The organism is Nonomuraea sp. NPDC003201, from assembly GCF_053590415.1.
This window is the reverse complement of record NZ_JBSFTC010000005.1, coordinates 39989-65219: the sequence shown is the minus strand read 5'-3', so window position 1 is coordinate 65219 and position 25231 is coordinate 39989. Positions and strand designations below refer to the sequence as shown.

At 70.9% G+C, this 25231-nt stretch carries 24 protein-coding genes; 12 read left to right on the top strand and 12 right to left on the bottom strand.

What is annotated here, in order from left to right; genetic code table 11:
* The first annotated feature begins 6 nt into the window (after window positions 1-6).
* Window positions 7-1245: a cytochrome ubiquinol oxidase subunit I gene (locus ACWDX9_RS04250; RefSeq protein ID WP_449948866.1), complete on the top strand. Its 1239-nt coding sequence runs from the start codon at window positions 7-9 to the stop codon at window positions 1243-1245.
* A 9-nt stretch (window positions 1246-1254) separates the two neighbouring features.
* A complete protein-coding gene (locus tag ACWDX9_RS04245) occupies window positions 1255-1992 on the top strand; it encodes a cytochrome d ubiquinol oxidase subunit II (RefSeq protein ID WP_449948863.1) in 738 nt (245 codons plus the stop codon).
* A 7-nt stretch (window positions 1993-1999) separates the two neighbouring features.
* Here ACWDX9_RS04245 and ACWDX9_RS04240 read toward each other — a convergent pair whose 3' ends face one another.
* Genes ACWDX9_RS04240 through ACWDX9_RS04230 form a run of 3 tightly spaced genes read right to left on the bottom strand, consistent with a single transcriptional unit; the run spans window position 2000 to window position 5278 of the window.
* On the bottom strand, window positions 2000-3748 hold the full coding sequence (locus tag ACWDX9_RS04240; RefSeq protein WP_449948860.1) for a bifunctional metallophosphatase/5'-nucleotidase: 1749 nt from the start codon (window positions 3746-3748) through the stop codon (window positions 2000-2002).
* A gap of 24 nt (window positions 3749-3772) precedes the next feature.
* Complete coding sequence (locus ACWDX9_RS04235; protein WP_449948857.1) at window positions 3773-4540, bottom strand: alpha/beta fold hydrolase; 768 nt, start codon at window positions 4538-4540, stop codon at window positions 3773-3775.
* 9 nt (window positions 4541-4549) lie between these two features.
* Window positions 4550-5278, bottom strand: a complete 729-nt coding sequence (locus ACWDX9_RS04230; RefSeq protein ID WP_449948854.1) for an SDR family NAD(P)-dependent oxidoreductase — start codon at window positions 5276-5278, stop codon at window positions 4550-4552.
* Between the two features lie 70 nt (window positions 5279-5348).
* Between ACWDX9_RS04230 and ACWDX9_RS04225 the strand changes: the two genes are divergently transcribed.
* Both ACWDX9_RS04225 and ACWDX9_RS04220 read left to right on the top strand, forming a co-directional pair.
* On the top strand, window positions 5349-5945 hold the full coding sequence (locus ACWDX9_RS04225) for a TetR/AcrR family transcriptional regulator (protein WP_449948851.1): 597 nt from the start codon (window positions 5349-5351) through the stop codon (window positions 5943-5945).
* Between the two features lie 320 nt (window positions 5946-6265).
* On the top strand, window positions 6266-6799 hold the full coding sequence (locus ACWDX9_RS04220) for a hypothetical protein (RefSeq protein WP_449948849.1): 534 nt from the start codon (window positions 6266-6268) through the stop codon (window positions 6797-6799).
* Between the two features lie 182 nt (window positions 6800-6981).
* Here ACWDX9_RS04220 and ACWDX9_RS04215 read toward each other — a convergent pair whose 3' ends face one another.
* The 7 genes from ACWDX9_RS04215 to ACWDX9_RS04185 form a co-directional block, all read right to left on the bottom strand.
* Window positions 6982-8058 carry an SPFH domain-containing protein gene (locus ACWDX9_RS04215; protein ID WP_449948846.1) on the bottom strand — a complete coding sequence of 359 codons (1077 nt, stop codon included), beginning with the start codon at window positions 8056-8058 and terminating at the stop codon, window positions 6982-6984.
* A gap of 3 nt (window positions 8059-8061) precedes the next feature.
* The gene (locus ACWDX9_RS04210) at window positions 8062-8493 is read right to left on the bottom strand and encodes an NfeD family protein (protein WP_449948843.1); all 432 of its coding nucleotides are present in this window, start codon (window positions 8491-8493) and stop codon (window positions 8062-8064) included.
* A gap of 72 nt (window positions 8494-8565) precedes the next feature.
* On the bottom strand, window positions 8566-9738 hold the full coding sequence (locus ACWDX9_RS04205) for an Ig-like domain-containing protein (protein ID WP_449948841.1): 1173 nt from the start codon (window positions 9736-9738) through the stop codon (window positions 8566-8568).
* 76 nt (window positions 9739-9814) lie between these two features.
* The gene (fahA, locus tag ACWDX9_RS04200; protein ID WP_449948838.1) at window positions 9815-10918 is read right to left on the bottom strand and encodes a fumarylacetoacetase; all 1104 of its coding nucleotides are present in this window, start codon (window positions 10916-10918) and stop codon (window positions 9815-9817) included.
* 14 nt (window positions 10919-10932) lie between these two features.
* On the bottom strand, window positions 10933-11706 hold the full coding sequence (locus tag ACWDX9_RS04195; RefSeq protein ID WP_449948835.1) for a hypothetical protein: 774 nt from the start codon (window positions 11704-11706) through the stop codon (window positions 10933-10935).
* The gene (locus tag ACWDX9_RS04190) at window positions 11688-12857 is read right to left on the bottom strand and encodes a homogentisate 1,2-dioxygenase (RefSeq protein ID WP_449948833.1); all 1170 of its coding nucleotides are present in this window, start codon (window positions 12855-12857) and stop codon (window positions 11688-11690) included. The genes ACWDX9_RS04195 and ACWDX9_RS04190 overlap by 19 nt, the downstream gene beginning before the upstream one ends.
* A 79-nt stretch (window positions 12858-12936) precedes the next feature.
* Complete coding sequence (locus tag ACWDX9_RS04185) at window positions 12937-13566, bottom strand: helix-turn-helix domain-containing protein (protein WP_364263767.1); 630 nt, start codon at window positions 13564-13566, stop codon at window positions 12937-12939.
* A 180-nt stretch (window positions 13567-13746) separates the two neighbouring features.
* Between ACWDX9_RS04185 and ACWDX9_RS04180 the strand changes: the two genes are divergently transcribed.
* Together ACWDX9_RS04180 and ACWDX9_RS04175 are read left to right on the top strand one after the other, a co-directional pair.
* Window positions 13747-14373, top strand: coding sequence for a hypothetical protein (locus tag ACWDX9_RS04180; protein WP_449948830.1), 627 nt, complete (start codon window positions 13747-13749; stop codon window positions 14371-14373).
* Between the two features lie 125 nt (window positions 14374-14498).
* The gene (locus tag ACWDX9_RS04175) at window positions 14499-14966 is read left to right on the top strand and encodes a hypothetical protein (protein ID WP_449948828.1); all 468 of its coding nucleotides are present in this window, start codon (window positions 14499-14501) and stop codon (window positions 14964-14966) included.
* Here ACWDX9_RS04175 and ACWDX9_RS04170 read toward each other — a convergent pair.
* Entirely contained in the window at window positions 14958-16199 is a 1242-nt protein-coding gene (locus ACWDX9_RS04170; protein ID WP_364263758.1) for an MFS transporter, read from the bottom strand. The genes ACWDX9_RS04175 and ACWDX9_RS04170 overlap by 9 nt on opposite strands.
* Window positions 16200-16377: 178 nt before the next feature.
* Here ACWDX9_RS04170 and ACWDX9_RS04165 point away from each other — a divergent pair, with 178 nt between their 5' ends.
* Together ACWDX9_RS04165 and ACWDX9_RS04160 are read left to right on the top strand one after the other, a co-directional pair.
* Entirely contained in the window at window positions 16378-18636 is a 2259-nt protein-coding gene (locus tag ACWDX9_RS04165; RefSeq protein ID WP_449948825.1) for an MMPL family transporter, read from the top strand.
* Between the two features lie 129 nt (window positions 18637-18765).
* Window positions 18766-20061 (top strand): hypothetical protein, encoded by a 1296-nt coding sequence (locus ACWDX9_RS04160; protein ID WP_449948822.1) that lies wholly within the window; start codon window positions 18766-18768, stop codon window positions 20059-20061.
* A 60-nt stretch (window positions 20062-20121) separates the two neighbouring features.
* On the opposite strand, the gene ACWDX9_RS04155 is transcribed toward ACWDX9_RS04160, so the two are convergent.
* Window positions 20122-21102 (bottom strand): aldo/keto reductase, encoded by a 981-nt coding sequence (locus ACWDX9_RS04155; RefSeq protein WP_449948820.1) that lies wholly within the window; start codon window positions 21100-21102, stop codon window positions 20122-20124.
* Window positions 21103-21164: 62 nt separating this feature from the next.
* Between ACWDX9_RS04155 and ACWDX9_RS04150 the strand changes: the two genes are divergently transcribed.
* The 4 genes from ACWDX9_RS04150 to ACWDX9_RS04135 all read left to right on the top strand — a co-directional run bounded on the left by ACWDX9_RS04150 (window position 21165) and on the right by ACWDX9_RS04135 (window position 25219).
* A complete protein-coding gene (locus tag ACWDX9_RS04150; protein WP_449948817.1) occupies window positions 21165-22043 on the top strand; it encodes a LysR family transcriptional regulator in 879 nt (292 codons plus the stop codon).
* 33 nt (window positions 22044-22076) lie between these two features.
* Window positions 22077-22277, top strand: a complete 201-nt coding sequence (locus ACWDX9_RS04145; protein ID WP_364263743.1) for an EF-hand domain-containing protein — start codon at window positions 22077-22079, stop codon at window positions 22275-22277.
* Between the two features lie 63 nt (window positions 22278-22340).
* On the top strand, window positions 22341-23504 hold the full coding sequence (locus ACWDX9_RS04140; RefSeq protein WP_449948815.1) for a PucR family transcriptional regulator: 1164 nt from the start codon (window positions 22341-22343) through the stop codon (window positions 23502-23504).
* Between the two features lie 53 nt (window positions 23505-23557).
* Window positions 23558-25219, top strand: a complete 1662-nt coding sequence (locus ACWDX9_RS04135; RefSeq protein ID WP_449948812.1) for an alpha-amylase family protein — start codon at window positions 23558-23560, stop codon at window positions 25217-25219.
* The last annotated feature ends 12 nt before the right edge of the window (window positions 25220-25231 follow it).

Below are 25231 nucleotides of genomic sequence, written 5' to 3'. Positions count from 1 at the left end.
TGGGGCATGGACACCGTGGACCTGGCCCGCCTGCAGTTCGCGCTCACTGCGGGCGCGCACTTCCTGTTCGTGGCGCTGACGCTCGGCCTGGCGACGCTGGTCGCCGTCATCCAGACCCGGGCCACCTTCAGCGGCGACCCCGTGCACCTGCGGATGACGCGGTTCTGGGGCCAGCTCTACATCATCAACTACGCGATGGGCATCGTCACGGGGCTGGTCATGGAGTTCCAGCTCGGCCTGTCGTGGAGCGGGCTCACCGAGTACGCGGGCAACGTCTTCGGGTCGGCGCTGGCCATCGAGACGCTGGTGGCGTTCTTCGTCGAGTCCACGTTCCTGGGCCTGTGGATCTTCGGCTGGGACAAGCTGAACCGGTGGGCCCACCTGGCGGTGATCTGGGTCGTGACGCTGACCGCGTACGCGTCGGCGTTCTGGATCATGGTCGCGAACGGCTTCCTGCAGCACCCGGCCGGCCACGTGCTGGACGGCGGCGTGCTGCGGCTGGCGGACCTCGGGGCCATGGTGGGCAATCCGGCCGCGCTGATCGCGTTCGGGCACGTGATGGGCGGGGCGATGATCACCGGCGGGTTCTTCATGGCCGGGGTGAGCGCGTACCACCTGGGTAAGCGCACCGCCGAGCAGGACTTCTTCCGCAAGTCGCTGCGCATCGGGATCGGCGTGGCGCTGCCCGCGCTGTTCTTCACCGTGACCTTCGGCGGGCTCGGGTTCCAGACCCTGCAGCCGACCAAGGCGGCGGCGTGGGTGGGCAGCCCGGAGCGGCTGGCCGAGGCGCAGGCCCAGATGGTGGCGGCGCACGGCCCCGGCGACTACCTGCCGCCCGTCGGTCCCGTGCAGGCGGCGGGCATCACGATGATGCTGCTCTGGCTGGTGATGACCGTGGTCGCGGCGCTGAGCTTCGTGCTCATGCTCATCCGGCCCGTCGTACGCGGGTTCAGGCCGTGGCACTGGCTGCTGACCCTGATGATCCCGGTCCCGTTCGTGACCATGCTGGCCGGCTGGATCTTCCGGGAGCTGGGACGCCAGCCGTGGGCCGTGTTCGGGCTGCTGAGGACGGCCGACGCGATGTCACCGGTGACCGCGGCCCAGATGCGCTTCTCGATCATCGGCTTCGCCGCGGTGTTCGCGGTGCTGATCGCGATCAACTACTGGCTCCTGGCCAGGCACGCCCGCCGCGGGCCCGGCGCGGAGTCGCTGGGCGCCCCCGCCACCCCCGCACTGAGCTTCTGAGGAGCCGTCATGGAGATCTTCGTCTTGGCCTTCTTCGCGCTCGGCTACCTCGTGCTGGCCGGGGCCGACATCGGGGTCGGCATGGTGCTGCCGTACCTGGGCCGGACGGCGGCCGAGCGCCGCGAGGTGATCGCCGCCATCGCGCCGTTCTTCCTGGGGAACGAGGTGTGGCTGGTCGCCACGGCGGGGGTGCTGGCCGGGCTGTTCCCCGAGCTGGAGGGAGAGCTGCTGAGCGGCAACCACACGGTCGTCGTGGCGCTGGTCCTGTCGTGGGTCGTGCGTGACATGGGGCTGTGGCTGCGGGGGCGGATGCCGGGGCCGCGGTGGCAGACGTTCTGGGACGGCGCGATCGTGGCCGGGAGCTGGGGGCTGGCGCTGAGCTGGGGGGCGCTGCTGAGCCACGTGCTGGTCGGCATGCCGCCCGCCCTGGTGGTGGCCGTGCTGGTGGTGGCCGTGCTGTTCGCCACGCACGGGCTGGCGTTCGCGGCCCTGCGGCTGCGCGGGACGCTGCGGGAGCGGGCGGCCGTGCTGTCGGGCGGTGCGGGCGAGGCCCGCACCTACCTGCTGACGGCCGCCGCGCTGACGGCGGTGGGGCTGCTGGCCGGGCTCCGGCTGCCGCTGGAGCCCGGCACCTCCGGCCCCGTGCTGGTGCCGGTGATCCTGGCACTCATCCCGCTGCTGGTGGCCGCCCAGGGCTGGGTGTGGTGGACGTTCAGGCAGCGGGTCACGGGGCCGTCCTATCTGTGACGGCGGGTCAGAAGACGGGAACCCCGTCCCTGGTCAGCTTCCAGTTCTGGACGGCGAACCCGCTCGGGTCGATCGTCCCCTTCGCGGTGGCGTACTCGATCAGCGCCTGCCGGATCTCCACCTGCGCGTTGTAGAGCACCGGCGCGCCGGTGACGTGCGGGAAGCCGCCGCCGCCCGACTGCCGGTAGTTGTTGATCGCGACCACGAACTCCTTGCCGGCCGGGACCGGCGCGCCGTCGTAGGACAGGTTGGCGATCCGCTGGCCCACCGGCTTGGAGATGTCGATGTCGTACGACACCCCGGAGAGCTGGTCGTAGTTGTAGTCGGGGGTGTTGCCGGCGTTCGTCAGCTTGGTCACGTCCACCGGGTCGCCGGGAGCGACCTGGTTGAAGTACTTGGCGGAGTACTCCAGGTAGTCCTTGATCTGCGCGCCGGTCAGCTTGACCGCCAGCAGGGTGTTGTCGTAGACGTACAGGCCGGCCACGTCCCTGACGCGGATGTCACCGGCGGGGAAGACGGCGCTACGGCTGAACGGGGCCGCGATCGACAGCACCGGCAGCGTGTTGTCCGGCAGCGCCTGCTTGACCGTCTCCGCCTGCACCTGCTGGATGTAGTCGAGGATCGGCGTGTCCTTGTACGGCGACTCCGCGGCCGACAGCGCCTGCGCCGACTTGGCCACGACCTTGTTCACGTAGCCCACGGTCGTGTCGTGCTGCGGCTTGAGCAGCTGGACGATCTTCGGGTCCTCCTGGACCGTGTTGGTGTTGACCGTGGCGGCGGACTTGCCGGTGACCACCCACCTGCCGTGCTGCTTGGTGAGCTGGAAGTCCAGCCTCGACAGGCGCTGGCCCCACCGGCCCGGCTCGGTCAGCAGCACCTGCTGCCCGGTGACCTTGTTCGTCACGAACCGCTGCGGCACGTCGTTGTGCGCGTGCCCGAACAGCACCGCGTCGATGCCCGGCACCTGCTCGGCCACCATCGCGGAGGCGTTCTCGACCGGCAGGTCGCCGCCGTAGGACGACAGGCCGCTGTCGCCCGCGTGCGCGGTCACCACGACCACGTCCGCGCCCAGCCCGCGGATGACCGGCACCCACTTCTTCGCCGACTCGACCAGGTCGGTGAAGCGGAGCTTGCCCTCGACGTTCGCCTTGTCCCAGATGGCCACGCCGGGGTTGGTCAGCCCGAGCACGCCGACCTTGACCGGCTTGTCGCCGTTGACCTTCATGGTCTTGATCACGAACGGCTTGTACGCGGGCAGCCCCGTCCGGTCGTAGACCGCGTTCGCGCCGAGCACCGGTGCCCGCATCTGCTTGATCCAGGTGGCCAGCAGGGGCAGACCGTAGTTGAACTCGTGGTTGCCCAGCGTCACGGCGTCGTACCCGATGGCGTTCATGGCCTTGGCCATCGGGTGGATCTGGCCGGTCTGGGTGATCGGCTCGACCTTGGCGTAGTAGTACGCCAGCGGGGTGCCCTGGATGGTGTCACCCGAGTCGAACAGCAGCGTGCGGTCCGCCCCGCGCTCGGCCCTGATCTGGTTGACCAGCGAGGAGACCTTGGCCAGGCCGACGCTGTTGCCCGCGCTGTCGGCGTACGCGGTGTCCTTGAAGTAGTCCCAGTTGAGGACGTTGCTGTGGAGGTCGGACGTGCCCATGACGGTGACGGTGACCGAGGCGGCGCCGGCTTGCGCGGGGGGCGCCACCAGGACCAGCGCGCACAACGCGGCGGCCCCGGTGAGGGCGAGATTCTTGGTCTGCATGAGGCTGGAGCGTAACCAGCACAGTCAAGCGGCGGATACGCGGGTGATGAACTCTCGGACAAGGGTCGTCACTTCGGCCGGTTTCTCGTGCAGGACGACGTGGCCGCTGTCCAGTTCGGCGTACTCGCTGCCGGGCAGGGCGGCGTGCAGCGCGCGGGCGTGCTCGACCGGGATCAGGTAGTCGCGGGTGTTGCCGACGACCAGCGTGGGCGCGGTGATCTTCGGCAGCAGGTCCCTGATGTCGAGGCGCAGGTCCAGCTCGATCTGGCGGCGGACGCCGTGCGGCGGCTCTCCTGCGGTGAGGGCCTGCGCGCCGACCGCGCTCACGTACTCCGGGCCGAACGCCACCAGCGGCCCGAACGCGGTGAAGCTCTCCGGGTCCGTCTCCGCCAGCCTGGCCCACGTGCGCAGGCCCAGGCTCAGCCGGGAGTCCTCCGCGTGCGTCCAGCCGGCGATCAGCACCAGCCGCCTGACCAGCTCCGGGTGCTCGGCGGCGACCGCCACGGCCACGGCCGCCCCCAGAGAGAAGCCGACGAGGTCTGACGGGCCCTCGAACGTGGCCGCGACCTGCCCGGCGAGCAGGTCGAGCGTGAGGTCGCCGCCCGGGTCGGCGGTCTGGCCGCTGCCCGCGTAGTCAGGGGTGATGACCGTGCGCAGGTCGGTGAGCTCCGGCACGAGGTGGGCGTAGTTGCTGACGGCGTCGCCGCCGGTGCCGTGCACCATGACGAGGCCGGGCCCGCTGCCCGCCCGCCGGTAGTGGACGGGGCCCGAGCTGTGGGTGACCGTGGGCATGCGAGGCTCCTAGAGGTTTCCGCCGCCGGTGGCGTCGATGGTGCTGCCGGTGATGAAGCTCGCCTCCGGCGAGGCGACGAAGGCCACCGCGTTCGCGATCTCGTCCACGTGGCCGATCCGGTTGAGGGCGTGCCGGCTCGCCGCGTACGCCTGCGCCTGCGGGTCGCCGCGCAGCCAGCCCGCGTTGGTGTCGGTGTCGATGATGCCGGGGGCGACGTTGTTGACCGTGATGCCGCGCGGGCCCAGCTCCTTGGCCAGGGCCAGCGTGAACACCTGCACCGCGCCCTTCGTCATCGCGTACGCGATCCCCTCCGGGAAGGCGATGCGGGCCACGCCCGAGGTGATGTTGACGATCCGCCCGCCGTCGGGGATCAGCGGCAGCAGCTGCTGGGTGAGGAAGAACAGCCCCTTGACGTTGACGTCGAACAGCCGGTCGTACGCCTCGGGGGTCTCCTCGCCGATCGGCCGGGACATCCCGATACCGGCGTTGTTGACCAGCACGTCGAGGACCTCCGTCTCGTCCTTCAGCCGCTCCGCCAGCGCCCGGCTCCCCTCGCCCAGATCGGCTTTCACGGCGAACGCGCTGCCGCCGTCCTTCTCGATCAGGCCGACGACCTCCTCGGCCGCCGCCTCGTCCCTGGCGTAGTTGACGGCCACGCGGAACCCGTCCCTGGCCAGGCGCAGCGCGATGGCGCGGCCGATGCCCCTGCTGGCCCCCGTCACGAGCGCGGTCTTCATCCCGGCACCCCACCTTTCTTTAGCGATCGATACAGAAACCATAACATAGCGATCGCTATAGAATGTGGGCATGGCCAGACAGCGGGCGTTCGACAGGGAGGCAGCGCTGGAGACCGCGCTGCTCGCGTTCTGGCGGCACGGCTACGAGGCGACCTCGATCGCCGAGCTGACCGCCGCCATGGGGATCCGCCCACCCAGCCTGTACGCGGCCTTCGGCGACAAGCGGCGGCTGTTCGAGGAGGCGGTGCGGCGCTACCAGGAGACGTACGGCGCCTTCACGACCCGCGCCCTCGCCGAGGAACCGACCGGCCGCCAGGCCATCGAGCGCGTGCTGCGCGAGGCCGCCGACGAGTATTCGAGCCGCTCGCATCCGACGGGGTGCCTGATCATCACGGCGGCGGTGAACTGCGGGCCGGAGTCCGCCGAGGTCGAGGAGCTGCTACGCGGCTTCAGGGAAGGCAGCAAGGCGGCGCTCAAGGCCCGCATCGACGACGACCTGGCGGCCGGCCGCCTCCCGGCCGGCACGGACACGGCGGGGCTCGCGACCTTCTACGCCGCCGTCATCCAGGGCATGTCCACCCAGTCCCGCGACGGCGCCACCCACGCCGACCTCCTCCACATCGCCACCCTCGCCATGTCCGCCTGGCCCAAAAGCCACATACTGTAGTCATTCGACTACGGAAAGTAGGAACTCCAGGGTTGGAAACGCCGTACGAATCATGCAACACTGTTGCAAGGTTGCTACATGGTTGGTCGAGGAAGACATCAGCACAACGAGATCAACGCGGCCTTCAAAGTGGCGCGCAAGATCGAATCGTTGACCGTGGTAGAGAGCCACAACGGACATCGCCGGGGGTGGATCGAATGCACCTGCGGCGGCGACCGGTACAGGGTATGGTGCACGCCGCGCAACCCGGGCACCCACGCGAGATCCATACTCCAATGGGTCGACAAGCACGCCGAATGCGCCAAGAGCCAGGAGGAGTCATGACCATGTGGGATTTCCGCATCTCTCTGAATCGGGCGCCTACCGATGAAGAGGCGGATGCGCTCTACGAGGCCGGTCTCGATGATTGCTCGATAGGGGGAGGGCCGGGCGGCATCGATCACTACCTCATGTGCGACCGCGAGGCCGGCAGCATGCTGGACGCGATCGCCTCCGTGATCGCCCAGATCAAGACGGTCCCCGGTCTCTGGCCCATCGCCGTCGGGGAGGACGACGGTGTGACGCTGGGAGACGCCGCCCGTCGGCACGGCGGGCGCACGCAGGCCAGCCTGCGCCAGCTTGCCGCGGGGCAACGGGGACCCGGCGGTTTCCCCGCTCCCCTCATCGAGGCCGACAACATCCGCCTCTACTCGTGGGCCGAGATCTCCGAGTGGCTGCGCACGCGGATGGGGGATGACATCCCGCCGGAAAACCCGGATGTCGCTCTGGCGGATGCGCTCGTGAGGCTCAACTGCCGGGCCCGGGCCGCGCATCGGGAAGACGGGCTTCGCCACCTGTTCGAAGCCATCGCCTGACCCCGCGCCGCACCCGTCGGCCTCAAACCTCGCCCCTCAGACCTCGCCCCTCGACCTCACCGCCTCACCGCCTCACCGCCTCACCGCCTCACCGCCTCACCGCCTCACCGGCGAGCGCGAAGCCTCACTCCTCGACCTTCAAACGCAGGCGCCCGCCTCGCGGCGGGCGCCCGTCCGGGGTGTCAGCGCTCGGCCTCGGTGTGCTTGCGGTCCAGGTCCGGGAACGGGGACGGCTCCTCGACGCCCTGGGTGAGCTGGCGCGGGCTGTCAGGGCTCTCGGCGTCCTGGGCGTCCGCCACCGCCTCCGCCGCAGCCTCCGACGCCTTGGCCACCTCCTCGTCCAACTCCGACGTCTCCGGCACCTCCTCCCGCGTCGCCGCCGACCGGGGCAGGGCCTCCGTGAACGCCCGGGAGACCCCCTGCAGCGCCGAGGTGACCTCGCTCGGGATCACCCAGAACGTGTTGCCGTCGCCCTGCGCGAGCTGCGGCAGCACCTGGAGGTACTGGTAGGCCAGCAGTTTCGGGTCGGGGTCGTTGCGGTGCACGGCCTGGAAGACCTGGTCGATGGCGCGCGACTGGCCCTCGGCCTCCAGGATGGCGGCGGTGCGCTGGCCCTCGGCACGCAGGATGCGGCTCTGCTTGTCGCCCTCCGCCGTGAGGATCTGCGACTGCCGCTGGCCCTCGGCGTTGAGGATCGCGGCGCGCTTGTCGCGTTCGGCCCGCATCTGCTTCTCCATCGCGTCCTTGATGGTCTTGGGCGGGTCGATGGCCTTGATCTCGACGCGGTTGACGCGGATGCCCCACTTGCCGGTGGCCTCGTCGAGCACGCCGCGCAGCTGGCTGTTGATGGTGTCGCGCGAGGTGAGGGTCTTCTCCAGGTCCATGGAGCCGACGACGTTACGCAAGGTGGTGACGGTGAGCTGCTCGACGGCCTGGATGTAGTTCGCGATCTCGTACGCCGCCGCCCGCGGGTCGGTGACCTGGAAGTAGAGGACGGTGTCGATCTCGACGACCAGGTTGTCCTCGGTGATGACGGGCTGCGGCCGGAAGGAGACGACCTGTTCGCGCAGGTCGATCATGGGGTAGACGCGGTCGACGTAAGGGATGACGAAGTTGAGACCCGGCTTGAGCGTGCGGTGGTAGCGGCCGAGCCGCTCGACGTTGCGGGCCCGCGCCTGCGGGACGATCCGCACCGCCTTGAGCACGGTGAACACCGCGAAGAGTATGACGAGCAGTCCGACCAGCAACAGCGGATCCATGAGTCACTCCCGGGGATATACGAGGGCTGTCGCCCCTTCGATCTCGATGATGTCGACGGTCGCCCCTGTGGGGATCACCAGCGTCTCGTCGTAGGCGCGCGCCGACCACTCCTCGCCCCCGATGCGCACACGACCGTCGCGGCCCGTCACCTCCGAGACCACGTAGGCGGGCTTGCCGACGAGTGCTTCCACGCCGAACCGCTGCAGCGGAGGCTGCTTGAGGTGGCGCATCGCGATCGGCCTGAGCACCATCAGACCGGCCGCGGACGACAGGGCGAAGCAGAGCAACTGCAGGGGGACGGGCAGCCCGATGACGGCGGTGACTGCGGTGAGCAGGGCCGCCGCACCCAACAACCCGAGCGAGGCCGTGAGGGTGAATATTTCGGCCACGCCGAGGACTACCGCGAGGATTACCCAGATGATCCATTCATCCATGTCCGGCCCTCCTGATGGGACAACGGGCCTGAGTTCGCGACTGGTTCCCCCCTCTCTACCGTAATCCCGGAATCATCCCGGTGGCACCCGGGCACCCGCGGGACCGGCTTCGACCAGGGCGCTTCCCTCGCGCCACTTCTCCCACGGGAGCTGCCAGAAACCCCATCCGTTGTCCCAGCCGAGCTCCCGGTCGGTGCCGACGATCGTGACCGGGTCGCCGCGCAGGGAGGTGTCGTAGAACCAGGCGGCCTGGTCGGGCCTGGCGTTGATGCAGCCGTGGCTGACGTTGGCCCGGCCCTGCGCCCACACGTTGTCCTTCGCGTGCACGTATTCGCCGCTGTTGGAGATGCGCACGGCGTGGTCGATCAGCATGTCGTAGAAGCCGGGGTCGCCCTTGACGCGCCCCGGGGAGACCATGCGGACCGGGTTGCCCTTGTCCATGGTCAGGTGGATGCCGCTGGTCGTGGTGTATTCGGGGGTGGTGGCCATGCCCGCGCTGATGGCCATCCGCTGCGCGATCGCACCGTCGCGGCGGACAACCATCTGGTGGGTCCGGGTGTCGATCGTGCTGGTCTGCCTGCGCCCGACGGTGAAGGCGAAGGTGGAGTCGGTGGTGCCGTAGAGGCCGCTGCCCGCGCGTACGCCGGCCAGATGCGCGGTGACCGTGACCTGCTGGTGGGGCGGCCAGAACCGGCGGGTGCGGTAGATCACCTGGGTGTCGCTGATCCACCGCCACGCGCCCTCGACCGGCGTCTCCGCCTGGACCTCCAGCGCCCGCTCGACGGCCGCCTTGTCCTCCACCGGAGTGTCGAAGTCGATGATGACCGGCATGCCGGCGCCGACCGTCTCGCCCGGCAGCGGCGCCGTCGATGCCACCTGGAACGACCTGACCGCGGCCCGGGTGTGGAAGCGGCCGACGGCGACCGTGGCCGGCCCGCCGGCGCCGGTCGCCGTGACCGTCACCGAGTATTCGGCCGCGGGCTTGAGCGTCCAGGCGGAGCGCCACATCGTGTGGGAGCCGTCGAGCCGGCCGGGCACCTGCTCCCCGCCCTCCGAGACCAGCACCCGGCTGAGCGTGCCGCCGCGGGCCCTGACCACCAGGCCGCGATCGGTTCGGGCCCGCGTGGAGTCGAACGCGGGCGAGACCCGCACGACCGGGGGCGCGGCCGGGGCCGTGGCGGGCGCCGAGGAGCAGCCGCAGACCAGGAGGAGGAAGGCGACACAAGTCAGCACGGCCCGCCGCATGTCACACTCCTGCTGTCCGAGGGAAGGGGGTGACATCAGGGTAGCGGCGAGTCGGCGGTCAAGCACGCTGAGTCACCTATGCGATAATTCCGGAAACCTCCCCCAATGTCACGGCGCCGGCGGTGGCCCGGATCGTCACCGTGTCCCCGTCCTCCAGGAACGAGCGCGTCTCGCCGCTCGCGAGCTTGAGCGGGTCGCTCCCGTTCCAGGTCAGCTCGATGAACGAGCCGCGCTCGCCGCGCGAGGGCCCCGAGATTGTGCCGCTGGCGAACAGGTCTCCGGTCCGCAGGGAGGCCCCGTTCACCGTCATGTGCGCGAGCATCTGGTCGGGCGTCCAGTACATGCTCGCGTACGGGGGCCGCGACACGACCTCCCCGTTGAGCAGGACCTCAAGGGAGATGTCCAGCCCCCAGTCCGCCCGCCTGCGCAGGTAGCCGGGCGGCTCCGGATCCTGGGCACGGCCGGGGACGCGGGGCAGCGCCTCCAGCGGCGTGATCCACGGCGAGATCGACGTGGCGAACGACTTGGCCAGGAACGGCCCGAGCGGCACGTACTCCCACGACTGGATGTCACGCGCGCTCCAGTCGTTGACCAGCGTCACCCCGAACACGTGGTCCTCGAAGGCCCCGGCGGGCGAGCCGAGCTCGGTGGGCACACCCACCACGAACCCCAGCTCCGCCTCGATGTCCAGCTTCGCGCACGGCCCGAACGCCCCGCGTCCGAGCTGCCCGTGCGGGCGCCTGACCGGCGTGCCCGACACCACGACCGTCCCGGCCCTGCCGTGGTAGCCGACGGGCAGGTGCCGCCAGTTGGGCTGCAGCGGCTCGGTGCCGGGCCGGAAGATCTGGCCGATGTTGCTCGCGTGGTCGATCGAGCAGTAGAAGTCGACGTAGTCGGCCACCTCGAACGGCATGTGCAGCCGCACCTGCTCCAGCGGGACCAGGTGCCGCTCGGTCACGGCGAGGTCGCCGGTGAGCTTGTTGCGGATCAGCGTCCTGGTGTCGTGCCAGGCTGTCCGCCCGCGGGCCATGAACGGGTTGAGCGAGGGCGCGTCGAAGACCTCGTCGTGCAGGGCGGGCGCCAGGTCGAGCACCTTGTCGCCGTACCGGACGCCCACGCGGGGCGCCTGGCCCGGACGCGAGAACACGCCGTAGGGCAGGTTGTCCACTCCCCAGCTCACGAAATTTCCCTCCGTCACGCGATCAGTCCCAGGGTGCGCAGGTCCTCGACGGGGATGCTGGTGCTGCACGAGCCGTAGCTCACCAGCAGCCGCCGCGCCCGTTTCGCGGTTTCACTCGGTACGGCCTGCGCGAGCCGTACGAGATGCCCGACGTCGGTGGCCCGCAGCACGGGCACCGGGTCGCGCCCGTCCACGGCCTCGCAGACCGCGAGCACGAGGTTCAGGAAGCCGTGCCGGTCGACGCCCAGCGTGGGGTCGAAGTGGCGTACGGCGTGGTGCAGCCCGGCGGTGGCCTTGAACGGGATGTCGTGCTCGACGCAGAACCCGATGAACGCCGCGAGATGCTCCGCCGTCGGGAACGTGTCGGCCGTCAGCCCGCCGCAGCGGACCTTCAGCCCGACCCCGTCGGGCACCTCGACGCTCACCTTCCCCGCCGCCACCTCCACGAAGAGCCGCACGCCCGCCGGCAGCCGGAGCCGGCCGGCCAGCGCCTCGATCGTCAGGCCCGGCGGCAGCCGGGTCTCGACGAAGTCCACGGGCAGGTCGTCGAAGGGGGGCACCTCCTCCTGGTCGAGGATCAGCCCGATCCGCCGCGGCCGGTACTCCATGTCACGCAGCCGGTGCAGCCGACTGGCCGGGCACAGGAACCGGTGCGTGAGCACGGAACTGCCGTGCTCCTGGTCGCGCCGGTTGCGGGCCAGCGCCTCGTCCATGTGCAGGGACGTCGGCGGGAACAGGCCCGCGTCGTCCACGAGTTCGGTGTAGACGCTCATCGTGACCAGGTCCACGCGTAGCCGGTGTCCTCGCAGGACAGAGCGCCCTGGCCGAGGTCGAGCGGGCGGAACGTGTCCACCATGACGGCCTTCTCGCTCGTCGTCGTGATGCCGCGGGAGACCGCGTCGATCACCGCCTCGACCGCACCGGGCTGCGGCCCGTGCGTGAACCCGGCGGGATGCAGCGAGATCGAGCCGATGTCGATGCCCGAGCCCTTGCGCGCGGAGTAGTCGCCGCCCACGTAGAACATGAACTCGTCGGAGTCCACATTGTGGTGGTTGTACGGGATCGGCACGGACTCCGGGTGGAAGTCGAGCGGCCGCGGGCAGAAGGAGCACACCACGAACCCCGGCCCCTCGAACGTCTGGTGGACGGGCGGCGGCGCGTGCGTCTTCTTCACGATCGGCTCGAAGTCATTGATGTTGAACGCGTACGGGTAGAGGTAGCCGTCCCAGCCCACCACGTCGAACGGATGGTTGCGGTAGACCAGCCTGCTCAGCCCGCCCCGCGTGCGCACCAGCACCGGCACCTCCTCGCCCTCGACCGTGAACGGCTCGGCGGGGCTGCGCAGGTCGCGCTCGCAGTAGGGGGCGTGCTCCAGGAACTGCCCGTACTGCGACAGGTAGCGCTTGGGCGGCCTGATGTGCCCGGCCGCCTCGATGGCCAGCACGCTGACCTGGCCGTCCGGCACCCAGCGGTGGATCGTTCCGGTCGGGATGACGATGTAGTCGCCCTCACCGGCCTCGATCACGCCGTACGTGGACTCGAAGCGGACCCGGCCGCTCTGCACGTAGACGCACTCGTCGCCCATCGAGTCGCGGTAGAGCTCGCTCGGCCGGTCGCTGACGGCGTACGACAATCGGACGTCGCCGTTGCCCGCCAGCAGCATGCGTCCCGTGACCAGGTCACCCGCGCTGGACAGCTCCTGCGTGCGGAAATGGCGTGGCGAGAGCGGCAGGTTGGGCTCCAGCCGGGTCTCCACCGTCGGCGTGACCGCCTCCGCCTTGACGATCGCGGTCGGCAGGTAGCGGTGGTAGAGCAGCGAGGAGTCGGACGAGAAGCCTTCCTCACCCATCAGCTCCTCGGCGTAGAGACCACCGTCCGGCCGTCTGAACTGCACGTGCCGCTTGCGCGGCACCTCCCCAACGACGCGGTAGTACGGCATCCGCTGCCTCCATGGTGTCCGTTTATCGGACGAATATGTCCTTTATATGTAACAACCGTCCGCCATCGGCCTGGAGATGTCAACCCAGCGCGGCGGCCAGCTCGGCGGCGGCGGCGACCACCCGAGGGCCCGTGGACTCCTCGAGCGGCCCGAACGTCACCACCCCCACCGACGCCTCCAACCAGGGCAGCCCGGTGACAGGCGCGGCGACGCCCCGCGCACCTTCCTGCAACTGCCCCTCCGTCGCGAAGTAGTCGTCACGCCCCTCGCGCAGCGCCAGGATCGCCTGCCCCGCCGCGCCTTTCGTCAGCGGATGGCGCGAGCCCTCGCGGTAGGCCACGTGCATGTCGGTCCAGGACGGCTCCACCACCGCCACGGCCAGCCCGTCGCCGCCCTCGGCCACGGTCAGGTGCGCGGTCGCGCCCACGTCCTCGGCCAGCCGCCGCAGCGTCGGCACCGCCGCGGCCCGCAGCAGCGGCTGCACGGCCTGCGCCAGCACCAGCACCCCGAACCCGAGGTGCACCCGCCCCTCGGCGTCCCGCCGCACGAACCCCTCGTTCATCAGCGTCGTCAGCAGCCGGTACACCACGGGACGGCTCAGCGACAGCTCGGCGCTCAGCTCGGTCGGCGTCCGGCCGCCCCTCCCGTCGGCGAGCAGTCTCAGCAGGCGAAGCCCGCGTTCCAGGGTCTGAGCGGATTCAGCGGCCATGCGATCGATTATCCAGTGACTGTTCGTGCTGGTGAGGGAGCGCCGTTGCCTGGACTGAGGAGCGCCGGGAGCGTAGCGACCAGAGCGACGAGGGAAGGCAACGGCTCCCCAGCGACCGAGCCCGCCTCCACGGAGTGGAGGCAATAAGCACGGGTACTTACCCGGGGAAGAGGTCGGGGGGTGACTATGCGGCAGTGGTGGGTGTTCCTGCTCGCGGGCTTCGCCGTGTGCGCGTTGTCCGCCGCCGTGCCCACGCTCACCATGACGCCGATGTCCCGGCAGCTCCCCCTCGACCCCGTGCACGGGCGCCTGGTCGAGGACACCTTCTACGTCACCGAGGGCATCGAGGTGCACCAGCAGCTCCTGCCCGCCGCGAAGAGCGTCACGTTCCGCCCCGGCTACCTCGCGGTCGGGATCAGGGTCGACCAGGGCGGCCGGCTGTACGGCACGCCGCAGCGCTCCGGCACGTACCTCGCCGCCGTCCGGATGTGCGAGGGACAGTCGTGCCAGGACCAGCGGCTCACCTTCGTCGTGCTCGGCAACGTGCCGTGGGAGCCGCGCGAGCTGACCTTCCCCGGCCGGGCCGGCACCCCGCTGCACGGGGAGATCGGCATCAACGGTGGCCCGTCCGGCGTGCTGCCGACGTTCACCGTGACCGACCGGGCCAAACTGCCCCGCGACGTGATCATCGGGCCCGACGGCCACGTGAGCGGCGTGCCCGCGGCGGCGGGCATCTCCGAGGTGCCGGTGCGGATCTGCGTGGCGGGAAACTGCGCGGGCGTCGTGGTACGGCTCATCATCGCCTGAGCCTGCCCTCCGGCGCACGCGTGGTAGGGCTCGCCTCACCGGAACTCGGCGGCCAGCGGGCATGCTCCCACCCCGCCCGAAAGCGGACACTTCAGGCGTAGTCATTCACCTTTGGAGGCCACGCCATGACCACCGTCCTCGACAACCCCCGCAGAACCGACCCGCCGCCCGTCGTCCACACCGCCGCCATGCTCTGGCTGGTCGCCGTCGCCTTCGGGGCGCTGGAGACCGTGCTGGTGGTCTCCGAGCAGCTGTACACGGGCGCCTCCACGGTCGCCGAGCTGCTGCCGCAGGTCGGGATCCGGCTGGCGGTGTTCGCGGGGGCCGCCTTCCTGGCGCTGCGGCTCAAGGCCGGGGCGAACTGGGCGCGCTGGACCCTCGCCGTGACACTCGGCGTCTTCGGCACGCTCTCGCTCGTGATCGGCCCCGTCCAGTGGCTGCTGGCCGGCGGCTCCGTCGCCGAGGCCGTCGCCGGGACGGACGCGATGGGGCTGATCTTCGCGGGCAGCCGGATCCTGCACGTGGTGGCCGTGCTGGGGGCGGTGACGCTGATGTTCCAGCCCAGGGCCAACGCCTACTTCAGGTCAGCTTGAGATCGGCTCCCGCTCCGGGGCGCGCAGGTTGCGCACCCCGGGAGCCAGCAGGGCGGCGAGGGTGGACAGCACGATGATGACGGCGCAGGCGAGCAGCGTCTCCTCCGTGCCGAACAGGTCGGCCGCCTGCCCCGCCACCAGCAGTCCGATCGGCCCGAACATCATCGACCCGAGCATGTCGTACGAGCTCACCCGCGACAGCGACTCGGCCGGGACCTCGCGCTGCATCGTGGTCTGCCACAGGACGCCGAACACGTCGAAGCACACGCCCAGCACGAACGCCCCGGTCACGATCGCCCAGAGCGGCGCGTCCAGCCCGAGCAGCACGTACGGCAGCGCGGGCGGCAGGCAGAGCAGCACGGCCACCAGGATCGGCCGGCGCGGCCGCAGCCGCATCGCCACCAGCACGCCGACGATCGTCCCGACCGCCTCGCCCGCCAGGAACGCCGACCAGGCCGCGGGCCCGCCCAGCGTCTCCTTCGCGATCAGCGGGCCGAGCACCCCGTGACCGGCCTGGATGGCCATGACCATCAGCGAGAACTGCGCGACCACCACCCAGATCCACTGCCGCGAGCTGAACTCCCGCCAGCCGTCCCGCAGGTCGGCCAGCACCGAGTGCCGCTCCCGCCGGTTCGCGACCGGCTCCATCCTCAGCAGCGCCAGCAGCGCGCCCGCCACCGCGAACATCGCACCGCTCACCACCAGCGCCCAGCCTCCCCCGAACAGCACCACAGTGCCGCCGCCCAGCACCGCGCCCGCCACCCGCGAGGCGTTCTGGCCCAGGCCGAGCAGGGCGTTGCCGGCCTGCAGCCGGTCGGGCGGCACGACCTCGGGGATGATCCCGGTCAGCGCCGGGAACATGATCGCAATGCCCACCCCGGTCACCGCCGCCGCCGCGGACAGCGCGGGCAGCGGGGTCCAGCCGGCGAGCAGCATCGCCCCCAGCGCGAAGAACCCCACCGCCATCAGGGACTCACCGGCCATCATCACCCACTTGCGCGGCAGCCGGTCCGCGAGCACCCCGCCGAACAGGATGAACACGATCATGGGCACCGACTCGGCGGTGAGCACGACGGACAGGGTCGCGGCGGTGGCGCCGGGCAGACCGAGCACGCCGAACGCCAGGGCCACCGGAGCGAACGCGCTGCCCAGGACCGACAGGGTCCGCGCCGACAGCAGCAACGCGAAACGGCGATCCCGGAGCAACCCGAGATCGCTGAGATAACTGTGCACCGGCACGCCCCCCTGAAAACAGTCAAACCCCACCATTCTGCCGAGTTCTCTCGCCGATGTCGCCTGAATATTGGGTCCCGCTGACAAGACCGGAAGCGGAATATGTGCGCGTTTGGCAAGAATCCAGCCTCGATCTCCCGTAATTTGCTAGGACCCTGCTGTCGGCGAGGGGACTCCATTGGGGCGGCTGGTCTATCGCGGTAGATGGACGCTGCTGGCGCTCAGCCTGGTGGCGGCCCTGCTCGTCGCGCCGCTGGCGCTGTCCGGGCAGGCGGTGGGCGGCGGCTTCGAGGACCCGCGCGCCGACTCGGCGACCGCCGCGCGCTGGAGCGCGGAGTGGTACGCCGGCCAGAGCCCCGACGTGGTCGTCCTCTACCGGCACCCGGCGGTCAAGGTGCGCGACCCGCGCTACAAGAAGGCGGTGCACGACTCGCTGCGCGGGCTGCCGGCCGAGTACGTGCGCGGGATGGTCACGTACTGGACGACCGGGTCGAAGGCGATGGTGTCCAGGGACGGGCATTCGACGTACGCGATCGTCACGCTGAAGGGCGCCAAGCGGGCGAGCTACGCGGCGGTGGCGGCGCGGCTCAGGACCGTCAAGAACCTGCGCGTCGCGGTCGGCGGGCCGGTGCCGGTGCAGGCCGAGCTCGACGGCGAGGCCGCCGCCGACCTGGCCCGCGCGGCGGCGGTCGCGGCGCCGGTGCTGCTGGTGCTGCTCGTGGTGGTGTTCGGGAGCCTGGTGGCGGCCCTGTTGCCGCTGGTCGTGGGGCTGCTCGCGGTGCTCGGCGCGCTGGCGCTGCTGCCCGGGGTGTCCGTCTACTCCTTCTATGCCGTCGTGCTCCTCGGGTTCGGGCTGGCGGCGGCGTACTCGCTGCTCCTGCTCAGGGCGTTCAGGGAGGAGATCGGGGGCGGGGCGTCGGACGAGCAGGCCGTGGCGGGCACGGTGGCCACGGCGGGGCGGACCGTGGGTGTGGCCGGGGTGAGCGTGGCCGCGTCGCTGCTGGGGCTGACGCTGTTCCCGCAGCCGTTCCTGGGCTCGCTCGGGCTGGCGGCGGCGGCCGTGGCGCTGGTCGCGTCGGTGGTCGCGGTGCTCGTGGCGCCCGCCCTGCTGGGGGTGCTCGGGCGGCGCGTGGACGCGCTGCGCGTCAGGCCCATGTCCGTACGGCGGGACGGCGGGCTGTGGGACGGCGTGGCGCGCCGGCCGGTCGTGTACCTGGGGGCGGTGACGATCGTGCTGATCGCGCTGGCGGGACCGCTGCTGCGCGTCGAGTTCGGGAACGCGGACCACCGCGCGCTGCCCGCCGCCTCCGAGGGCCGCCGGGTGGCCGAGACGATCGACCGCGACTTCGCCAGGAACGCGCTGTCGCCGATCGACGTGCACGTCGTGGTGGAGCCGCTGGACGGCACCGCCGTCACCGCGCTCGACGTCCGCCCCATCACGGAGCGGCTGGAGCGGCTGCCGCACGTCACCGGGGTCGAGACGGCGGGCCTCTCGCGGCCGAACCGCGCGGTGCGGCTGGCCGTCCGCCACGACCTCGATCCCCTGTCGGCGCAGGCCGGGGACCTGGTCGCCGCGATCAGGTCCGCGGCCCAGGGGCCGGACGTCCGGCAGGTCGTGGTCGGCGGGCCCGTCGCGGCGCGTCTGGACCTCCTGGCCGGGCTCTCCGGCACGCTGCCGTGGCTGGCGGTGGTGGTGTGCTCGGCGATGGCGGCGGTGCTGTCGCTCGCCTTCGGGTCGCTGGTGCTGCCCGTTCCGGCGGTGGTCGCGAGCCTGCTGTCCGCCGCCGCGTCCTTCGGGGTGATCGGGTGGGTGTTCCGGAGCGGCTTCCTGGGTTTCGCCGGCCCTCTGGACGTCTCCGTCGCGCTGCTGATCGGGGTCGTGGCGTTCGGGCTGTCGGTCGTCCACCAGGTGTTCCTGGTCTCGGAGGCGCGTACGGGGGACTCCGCGGTGGCGGAGCCGCGGGAGGTGATCATCGGTGCGGCGCTGCTGACGGTGGCGGCCGGCGGGGCGTTCGCGACGGCCGGGATCGCGGTGGTGAGGCTGCTCGGGGTGGGTCTGTGCGTGGCGGTGGCGGTGGACGCCGTGCTGGTGCGGCTGCTGCTGGTGCCCGCCGCCATGCGGCTGCTAGGCCCGGCGAACTGGTGGCCGCTGCGCTCCCGATCCCCCGCCGCGGCCCCGAGCGTTCACGAAGTCGAGCCGCCCCGGGAAAGGCCTTCACTCCCGCCCGCTCCCCAGGGCGATCGCCGCCCGTTGACGGGCGGGCGGCCCGCGATCACCGTCAAGGGACGGCCGGCCGTCTTCGGCGCGGACACCGATCCGGTGCCGGTGCCCGCCGAGCCCCGGCAGCCGGGATGGGTGAAGGTGGCGGCGGGACGCACCCGGGCGGTGCGCGCCGACCCCGGCGGCGGCTGGACATGGGTCGAGGTGGACGACTGAGTACTCGTAACAAGCGCGGCTACTTCGCGTCGAATAGTGCGTGAAGAAGCCATAGATCTCATTGAACGTTATTGATCGTCCGGATAGTGTGCGATATGCCCACGATCATCCCCTGGAAGTAAAGGTGCCATGCGAAAGCGGCTGCGGCAGATCTTCGTCATCGGATTAGCCCTCTCGCTCCTGGGCGTCGGCGTCCCGGCGTGGTCGGAGAACGACCCCCGAGGCTGCAACGACCTGATGTCGGCCGACACCCCGGCGTACGTCGTCTGCCGATGGCTGGCCACCCCCGAGGAGGCCGCGGACATCGCGAAGTTCTGGCTGGACAACGACGGCGAGCACATGCAGGAAGCCGGTCCCGCGAACCCGATCACGGTGGACTGCACCGAAGAGGGCAACTTCTGCCCGACCGACTCCGAGGGCGACGGCCAGATGCACGACGTCGACTCCCCGGACGTCCCCGGCGCCGAGGACGGCGGCACGCCTGACTGCCAGAACGGCGACCAGTGCGGCTACGTCGACCCCACCGGCATCAGCGCCGCCGAGAAAGAGTCCGCGCAGGAGACCCCGGCCGGCAAGGCCGCGCAGGCCGCCGTCCAGACGACCATGCGCCTGTGGATCGAGACCGAGCTGGCCGACGACTACAAGGCCGGCAAGCTGGCCGAGGGCGTCAAGAAGATCGCGGCGCTGGTCGCCGCTCAGCCCGGGGTGATCGGCATCCGGTTCACCTCGCAGCTCGGCTACAACAAGACGTTCGCGACGGCGGACGAGCTGGACAAGTTCGTGAATGAGGCCACGGTCGCGCTGCGTACCGCGGTGCCGGGCAAGAAGCTGTCGGCGCACACGGTGGTGCCGCTGTTCGGCTGCGGCGCGAACGACGCCTGCAAGACCGAGATGACCAAGAAGTACCCGCTGCTCGACCCCGACCGCATCGGCGCCTGGCTCTCCAAGGGCCTGATCGACCAGCTCTCCCTGGACGACGGCCACCTGGGCACCGAGTACGCCACCTGGAAGATCGACGCCACCGAGGCCCAGCGCAACCAGTGGATCCAGGTCCGCGCCCGCGCCTGGGACGCCTACGCGCAGATCGCCAGCGAGGACGCCTCCTTCGCCGCCGCCGGCACCTCCAACCTCAACGAGGAGCAGGCGACCAAGGCGATCACCGAGCGCATCGCCTCCCCGCTCCAGGACGACGCCGCCGAGACGGTCACCCTGTGGACCCGCTGGCAGAACGACCAGGGCCAGGTCAACCGGGTGTACGGCGAGAAGTGGGCCGCCAACCTCACCTGGGACCAGCTCAAGAAGCTCGACGCGGTCCGCCCCCGCCTGGCGACCATCTACGACCCGGCCAACCCCGAGGTCGACGTGGCCACCGACCTGAAGAACCTGTCGGAGGTCTTCGGCCAGGTCTACCTGCACGCCGCCTGAGACATACCGAAGACGTACGAGACCGGCCAGGAGCGCGATGCGCGCCCTGGCCGGCCGCGTTCACAGGAGGGTCCCGCCCGTCACCTCGAACTTGGCGAGGGCCTCCTCGACCCTGGCCAGCGTGTCGGCGTGGAGGGTGAGGTCGGCCGCCGCCAGGTTCTCCTCGATGTGGGCGGGAGTGCGGCTGCCGGGGATGGTCACCACGTGCTCGTCCTGGTGCAGCAGCCAGGCCAGGGCGAGCTGGGCGGGCGTGATGCCGAGCTGCGCGGCCAGGGCCCTGATCGGGGCGTAGCGGTCGTTGTTGCCCGCCAGGTTCTCCGCCGAGAAGCGGGGCGCGTTGTGCCGGAAGTCGCCCTCGGCGAGCGACTCCACGGTGCCCGTCAGGAAGCCGGTGCCGAGCGGGCTCCACGCCACGATCCCCACGCCGAGCTCCCGCGCGGCGGCCAGCAGACCGGGATCGAGGGGGCGCCACATCGACCACTCGTTCTGCACGGCCGTCACGGGGTGTACCGCGTGCGCGGCCCTGAGCTGGGCGGCCGTCACGTTGGACAGGCCGATGTGCTTGACCAGCCCGTCCCGCACCAGTTCCGCCAGCGCGCCGGTCATGTCCTCGATCGGGACGCCGGGGTCGGGATAGTGCGAGTAGTAAAGGTCGATCACGTCGGTGTCGAGGTTGCGCAGGCTGCGCTCCGCGTAGCGCCGGATCAGGCGGGGGTCGGCGTTCACCCGTAGCTCGTTGAACGCGTAACCGACCGGGTGCGACCTGCCCGGCTCACCCTCGGGGATCGCGAGCCCGAACTTGGTCGCGACCACCACCTCGTCCCTGCGGCCCTTGATCGCCCGGCCCACGAGGCGCTCGTTGTGGCCGTCCACGCCGTACGCGTCGCTGGTGTCCACATGGGTCGCGCCCCCGTCGAGCGCGGCCTTGAGCGCCACCTCGGCGCGGGCGTCGTCGACGTCCCCGTAGACGCCCGGCGACAGGACCATGGCGCCGAAGCCGATGGCGGGAACCCGCAAGCTGCCAAGAGTACGTGTCTTCATGAGCTCGATCCTGCTGCGCGCGCCTCTGCCGCGTCCAAGACCCCTTGGTATAACCATTGGTTATGGACGTGCACCTGCGTGAGCTGCGCTACTTCGTGGCGGTGGCCGAGGAGCTGAACGTGACGCGGGCCTCGGAGCGGCTCTTCGTGTCCCAACCCGCGCTGTCCAAGCAGCTCAGGGTGCTGGAGCGGCAGCTCGGGTTCCGGCTGTTCGACCGGGTGCACAGCGGCGTGGTGCTCACCAGGCAGGGTGAGGCGCTCCTGCCGATCGTCCGCGACCTGCTCGAACGGTGGACGAGCGGGGTCGAGTCCGCGCGGGCCGCGGCGCCCGCCGGGACGCTGGTGATCGGGATGCAGACGGCCGTGGGCAGGGGGCTGCAGCAGGAGGCGCTGCGGGGGTTCCGCACGGCGATGCCGGGGTGGGAGGTGTCGCTCAGGCTGGTGGGCTGGGACGACCCCAGCGGCGGGCTGGCCGACGGGTCCTCCGACGTGGCGTTCATCTGGCTGCCGGTGCCGCCGGGGCTGCGGACGTACGTGCTGGCGACCGAGGGCAGAGGGGTGGCCATGCCGGACGGCCATCCGCTCGCGGAGCTGGCGGAGATCCCGTTCGAGGCGCTGCGCGAGGAGCCGTTCATCGCCCTGCCGCCGGAGGCCGGGCCGCTGCGGGACTTCTGGCTCGCGCGGGACGCCCGCGACGACGAGCCGGTCGTCGGGTTCACCGCGAACACGCCGGAGGAGGTGTTCGAGGCCGTGACCAGCGGACTCGGGGTGGTGCTGGTCGCCGAGGGGAACGCCGCGCTCTACAACCGGCCCGGGATGGTCTACCGCCCGGTGACCGGGCTGGCTCCCGGGCAGCTCGCCATCGCCTGGCGAGAAGGGGATGTGAGCCCACAAGTCATGGCATTCGTCGACGCGCTACGACGGGTCGCCACTAAGGTCTGACGCGACATCCATTCACGTGGAAGGGTGACCCCCATGAGCGATTACGCCATCACCTTCGACCTCATCGACGCCGACAACGACGGCCGCATCTCCGCCGTCGAGCTCGTGAAGCTGATGGAGGTGCTCGGCCAGCCGGTGACCCTGGAGGCCGCCCAGGAAGGCGTGCTGAAGCTCGACAAGGACGGCGACGGCCTGATCGACCTGGAGGAGTTCGCAGCTTTCCTCCAGAAGTGACAAAAACAAGCTCTTGCTACACATTCTCCTGTTGCCTGGGTCACAATGGCGACAGGAGGGACGATGGTCATCACGAGTGAAATCCCCGTGCAGGCGCTCAGGGCGGGCATCGGCAGGGTCTCGGCAGAGGTGATCGAGGAGATCCAGACCCGGATCCCCGAGTACGCCAGGCCATCGGACGAGCTCTACATCAAGGTCGTCAAGATGGCGGCCGAGCAGGCCATCGAGGGCTTCCTCGACCGCGTCGAGAACCCGGGCGCCCCCTGGGACCCCGAGCCGTTCCGCATGATCGGCAGGGGCGAGGCGGCCGAGGGCCGCAACCTCGAGCCGCTGCAGACCGCGATGCGGCTCGGCGCCCGGGTCTGCTGGCGGCGGCTCACCGAGCTCGCCGAGCCGCTGCGGCTGTCCCCGCAGACCCTGTACGACCTGGGCGAGGCCATCTTCGTCTACCTCGACCGGCTCGCCGACGCGGCGGCCGAGGGCTTCGAGGAGGCCAGGGCGCACGCCGCGGGCGAGACCGAACGCCGCCGCGGCCGCCTGCTCGACCTGCTGCTCAGCCGCCCGCCCGCCAGCGCGGAGGCCATCGCCGAGCTGGCCAAGGCCGCCGGGTGGCGGCAGCCCAGGACCGTCGCCTGCGTGGCGTTCGACGACCGGCACGGCGCCTACCGCGCCCCCGCGCTGCCGCCCGACGTCCTCACCGGGCTGGACAGGCCCGTGCCCTGCCTGCTCGCGCCCGATCCCACCGGCCCCGGCCAGGCCCAGCTGCTCGACCAGGCGTTGCGCGGACGCCAGGCCGCGATCGGCCCCGCCGTGCCCCTCTCGGCCGCCGCGACCTCGCTGCGCTGGGCCGGAGAGGCCCTGGAGCTGTCGCGGCGCGGCATCCTGCCCCGGGGGCCGCTGCGGTGCGCGGACCACATGGCGACGCTGGTGGTGTTCAAGGACGAGGAGCTGGTCGGCACGCTGGCGGAGGCGCGGCTGGCGCCCCTGGCCGACCTGCGGCCCGCCCAGCAGGACCGGCTCGCGGAGACGCTGCTGGCCTGGCTGCGGCACGGCCGGGGCGCGGGCGAGGTGGCCGCCACGCTGCACGTGCACCCGCAGACCGTGCGCTACCGGCTGCGGCAGCTCGAGGAGCTGTTCGGCGACCAGCTCGCCGATCCGGACATCCGCTTCGAGCTGGAGATCGCGCTGCGGGCCAGGCAGGCCGTCCAGGCGAGCACCCGTACCTGAACCTCCCGCGGATACGGCGGTCTGAGCGCGCGCGTGGCGGGTAGCGGCCCTCCATGCGACTGACGTACACCTCCGACGTCTGGTGGAAGAACGCCGTCATCTACTGCCTCGACGTGGAGACGTTCAAGGACGGGAACGACGACGGCGTGGGCGACTTCCGCGGGCTGACGCAGCAGGTCGACTACCTCGCGGGGCTCGGCGTGACGTGCCTCTGGCTCATGCCGTTCTTCCCCACCCCCAACCGGGACGACGGATACGACATCACCGACTTCTACCGCATCGACCCGCGGCTGGGCACGCTGGGCGACTTCGTGGAGTTCATGCGCACCGCCAACGACAGGGGGCTGCGGGTGATCGCGGACCTCGTCGTCAACCACACCTCCGACCGGCACCCCTGGTTCGTGGAGGCCCGGTCGAGCCGGGACTCCCCCATGCGCGACTGGTACGTCTGGTCCGACTCCCCGGAGCCCGACGACCCCTCGCAGATCGTCTTCCCCGACAAGGAGAACAGCGTCTGGCAGTACGACGAGGGGTCCGGACAGTACTACCTGCACAGCTTCTACCGGCACCAGCCGGATCTGAACGTCGGCAACCCCGAGGTCAGGGACGAGATCACGCGCATACTCGGCTTCTGGATGGAGCTCGGGCTGTCCGGGTTCAGGGTCGACGCGGTGCCGTTCCTCATCGAGAACGTCGATCCGAAGCTGGCGAACCCCCACGAGTTCCTGGCGGACCTGCGGGCGTTCATGACGCGGCGCAAGGGCGGGTCGATCCTGCTGGGCGAGGTCAACGTCCCGTACAAGGACCTGACCCGGTTCTTCGGAGAGGGCCTGGGCGACCAGCTCACCATGTGCTTCGACTTCGTCGGCATGCAGAACGCCTGGCTGTCGCTGGCGCGCCACGACGCCACACCCCTCGCCGACGCCCTGCGCGAGCGCCCCGAGCCGCCGAAGGACTGCCAGTGGGCCGTGTTCCTGCGCAACCACGACGAGCTCACTTTAGACAAGCTCACGGACGAGGAGCGGCAGGAGGTCTTCGGGGCGTTCGGCCCGCGCGAGGACATGCAGATCTTCGGCCGCGGGCTGCGCCGCCGGCTGCCGACGATGCTCGGCGGGGACCTGCGGCGCATGAAGATGGCCTACAGCCTGCTGTTCTCGCTGCCGGGCACGCCAGTGATCTTCTACGGCGAGGAGATCGGCATGGGCGAGAACCTCGACGCGGAGGGCCGCATGGCGGTCCGCGTCCCGATGCAGTGGTCCGCGGACGGCGGCTTCACCCAGGTCGAGCCGGTACGCGAGATCCCGGAGGGCTCCTTCGCCCCCGACCGCGTCAACGTGGCCGACCAGAAGCGGGACGTGGACTCGCTGCTGCGCTGGTTCCAGCTGCTCATCGAGCGCTACCGGGAGTGCCCCGAGCTGGCGTGGGGCGACTACACGGTGCTGGAGACCGGCGACCGGGCGGTCCTCGCCCACCGCTGCGACGCCGACGGGGCCACGGTGGTGGTCGCGCACAACCTCTGCGACACGGTCAGGGACGTGGAGCTGACCCTGGAGGGGCTCGGGGGCCACCAGCTCACGGACCTCCTGGTGGACGGCACGCTGGAGGTCTCGGCCGAGGGCTCCGTACGGCTCCCGATGGACCCGTACGGCTCCCGCTGGCTCCGTGCCTCCCCTCGGGAGCTGCCACCGGAGGACGCCTCGGTCAAGGCCCGCTGACCCGGGGACGGG

Excerpts from the sequence above, each read along its gene's own strand:
- ACWDX9_RS04150 (WP_449948817.1), top strand. The coding sequence starts at position 21,165 with ATGGACGTGCACCTGCGTGAGCTGCGCTACTTCGTGGCGGTGGCCGAG.
- ACWDX9_RS04185 (WP_364263767.1), bottom strand. The coding sequence starts at position 13,566 with ATGGCCGCTGAATCCGCTCAGACCCTGGAACGCGGGCTTCGCCTGCTG.
- ACWDX9_RS04240 (WP_449948860.1), bottom strand. The coding sequence starts at position 3,748 with ATGCAGACCAAGAATCTCGCCCTCACCGGGGCCGCCGCGTTGTGCGCG.
- ACWDX9_RS04145 (WP_364263743.1), top strand. The coding sequence starts at position 22,077 with ATGAGCGATTACGCCATCACCTTCGACCTCATCGACGCCGACAACGAC.
- ACWDX9_RS04210 (WP_449948843.1), bottom strand. The coding sequence starts at position 8,493 with ATGGATGAATGGATCATCTGGGTAATCCTCGCGGTAGTCCTCGGCGTG.
- ACWDX9_RS04220 (WP_449948849.1), top strand. The coding sequence starts at position 6,266 with ATGACCATGTGGGATTTCCGCATCTCTCTGAATCGGGCGCCTACCGAT.
- ACWDX9_RS04205 (WP_449948841.1), bottom strand. The coding sequence starts at position 9,738 with ATGCGGCGGGCCGTGCTGACTTGTGTCGCCTTCCTCCTCCTGGTCTGC.
- ACWDX9_RS04215 (WP_449948846.1), bottom strand. The coding sequence starts at position 8,058 with ATGGATCCGCTGTTGCTGGTCGGACTGCTCGTCATACTCTTCGCGGTG.
- ACWDX9_RS04135 (WP_449948812.1), top strand. The coding sequence starts at position 23,558 with ATGCGACTGACGTACACCTCCGACGTCTGGTGGAAGAACGCCGTCATC.
- ACWDX9_RS04230 (WP_449948854.1), bottom strand. The coding sequence starts at position 5,278 with ATGAAGACCGCGCTCGTGACGGGGGCCAGCAGGGGCATCGGCCGCGCC.
- ACWDX9_RS04190 (WP_449948833.1), bottom strand. The coding sequence starts at position 12,857 with ATGCCGTACTACCGCGTCGTTGGGGAGGTGCCGCGCAAGCGGCACGTG.
- ACWDX9_RS04140 (WP_449948815.1), top strand. The coding sequence starts at position 22,341 with ATGGTCATCACGAGTGAAATCCCCGTGCAGGCGCTCAGGGCGGGCATC.
- ACWDX9_RS04160 (WP_449948822.1), top strand. The coding sequence starts at position 18,766 with ATGCGAAAGCGGCTGCGGCAGATCTTCGTCATCGGATTAGCCCTCTCG.
- ACWDX9_RS04155 (WP_449948820.1), bottom strand. The coding sequence starts at position 21,102 with ATGAAGACACGTACTCTTGGCAGCTTGCGGGTTCCCGCCATCGGCTTC.
- ACWDX9_RS04235 (WP_449948857.1), bottom strand. The coding sequence starts at position 4,540 with ATGCCCACGGTCACCCACAGCTCGGGCCCCGTCCACTACCGGCGGGCG.
- ACWDX9_RS04175 (WP_449948828.1), top strand. The coding sequence starts at position 14,499 with ATGACCACCGTCCTCGACAACCCCCGCAGAACCGACCCGCCGCCCGTC.
- ACWDX9_RS04245 (WP_449948863.1), top strand. The coding sequence starts at position 1,255 with ATGGAGATCTTCGTCTTGGCCTTCTTCGCGCTCGGCTACCTCGTGCTG.
- ACWDX9_RS04250 (WP_449948866.1), top strand. The coding sequence starts at position 7 with ATGGACACCGTGGACCTGGCCCGCCTGCAGTTCGCGCTCACTGCGGGC.
- ACWDX9_RS04225 (WP_449948851.1), top strand. The coding sequence starts at position 5,349 with ATGGCCAGACAGCGGGCGTTCGACAGGGAGGCAGCGCTGGAGACCGCG.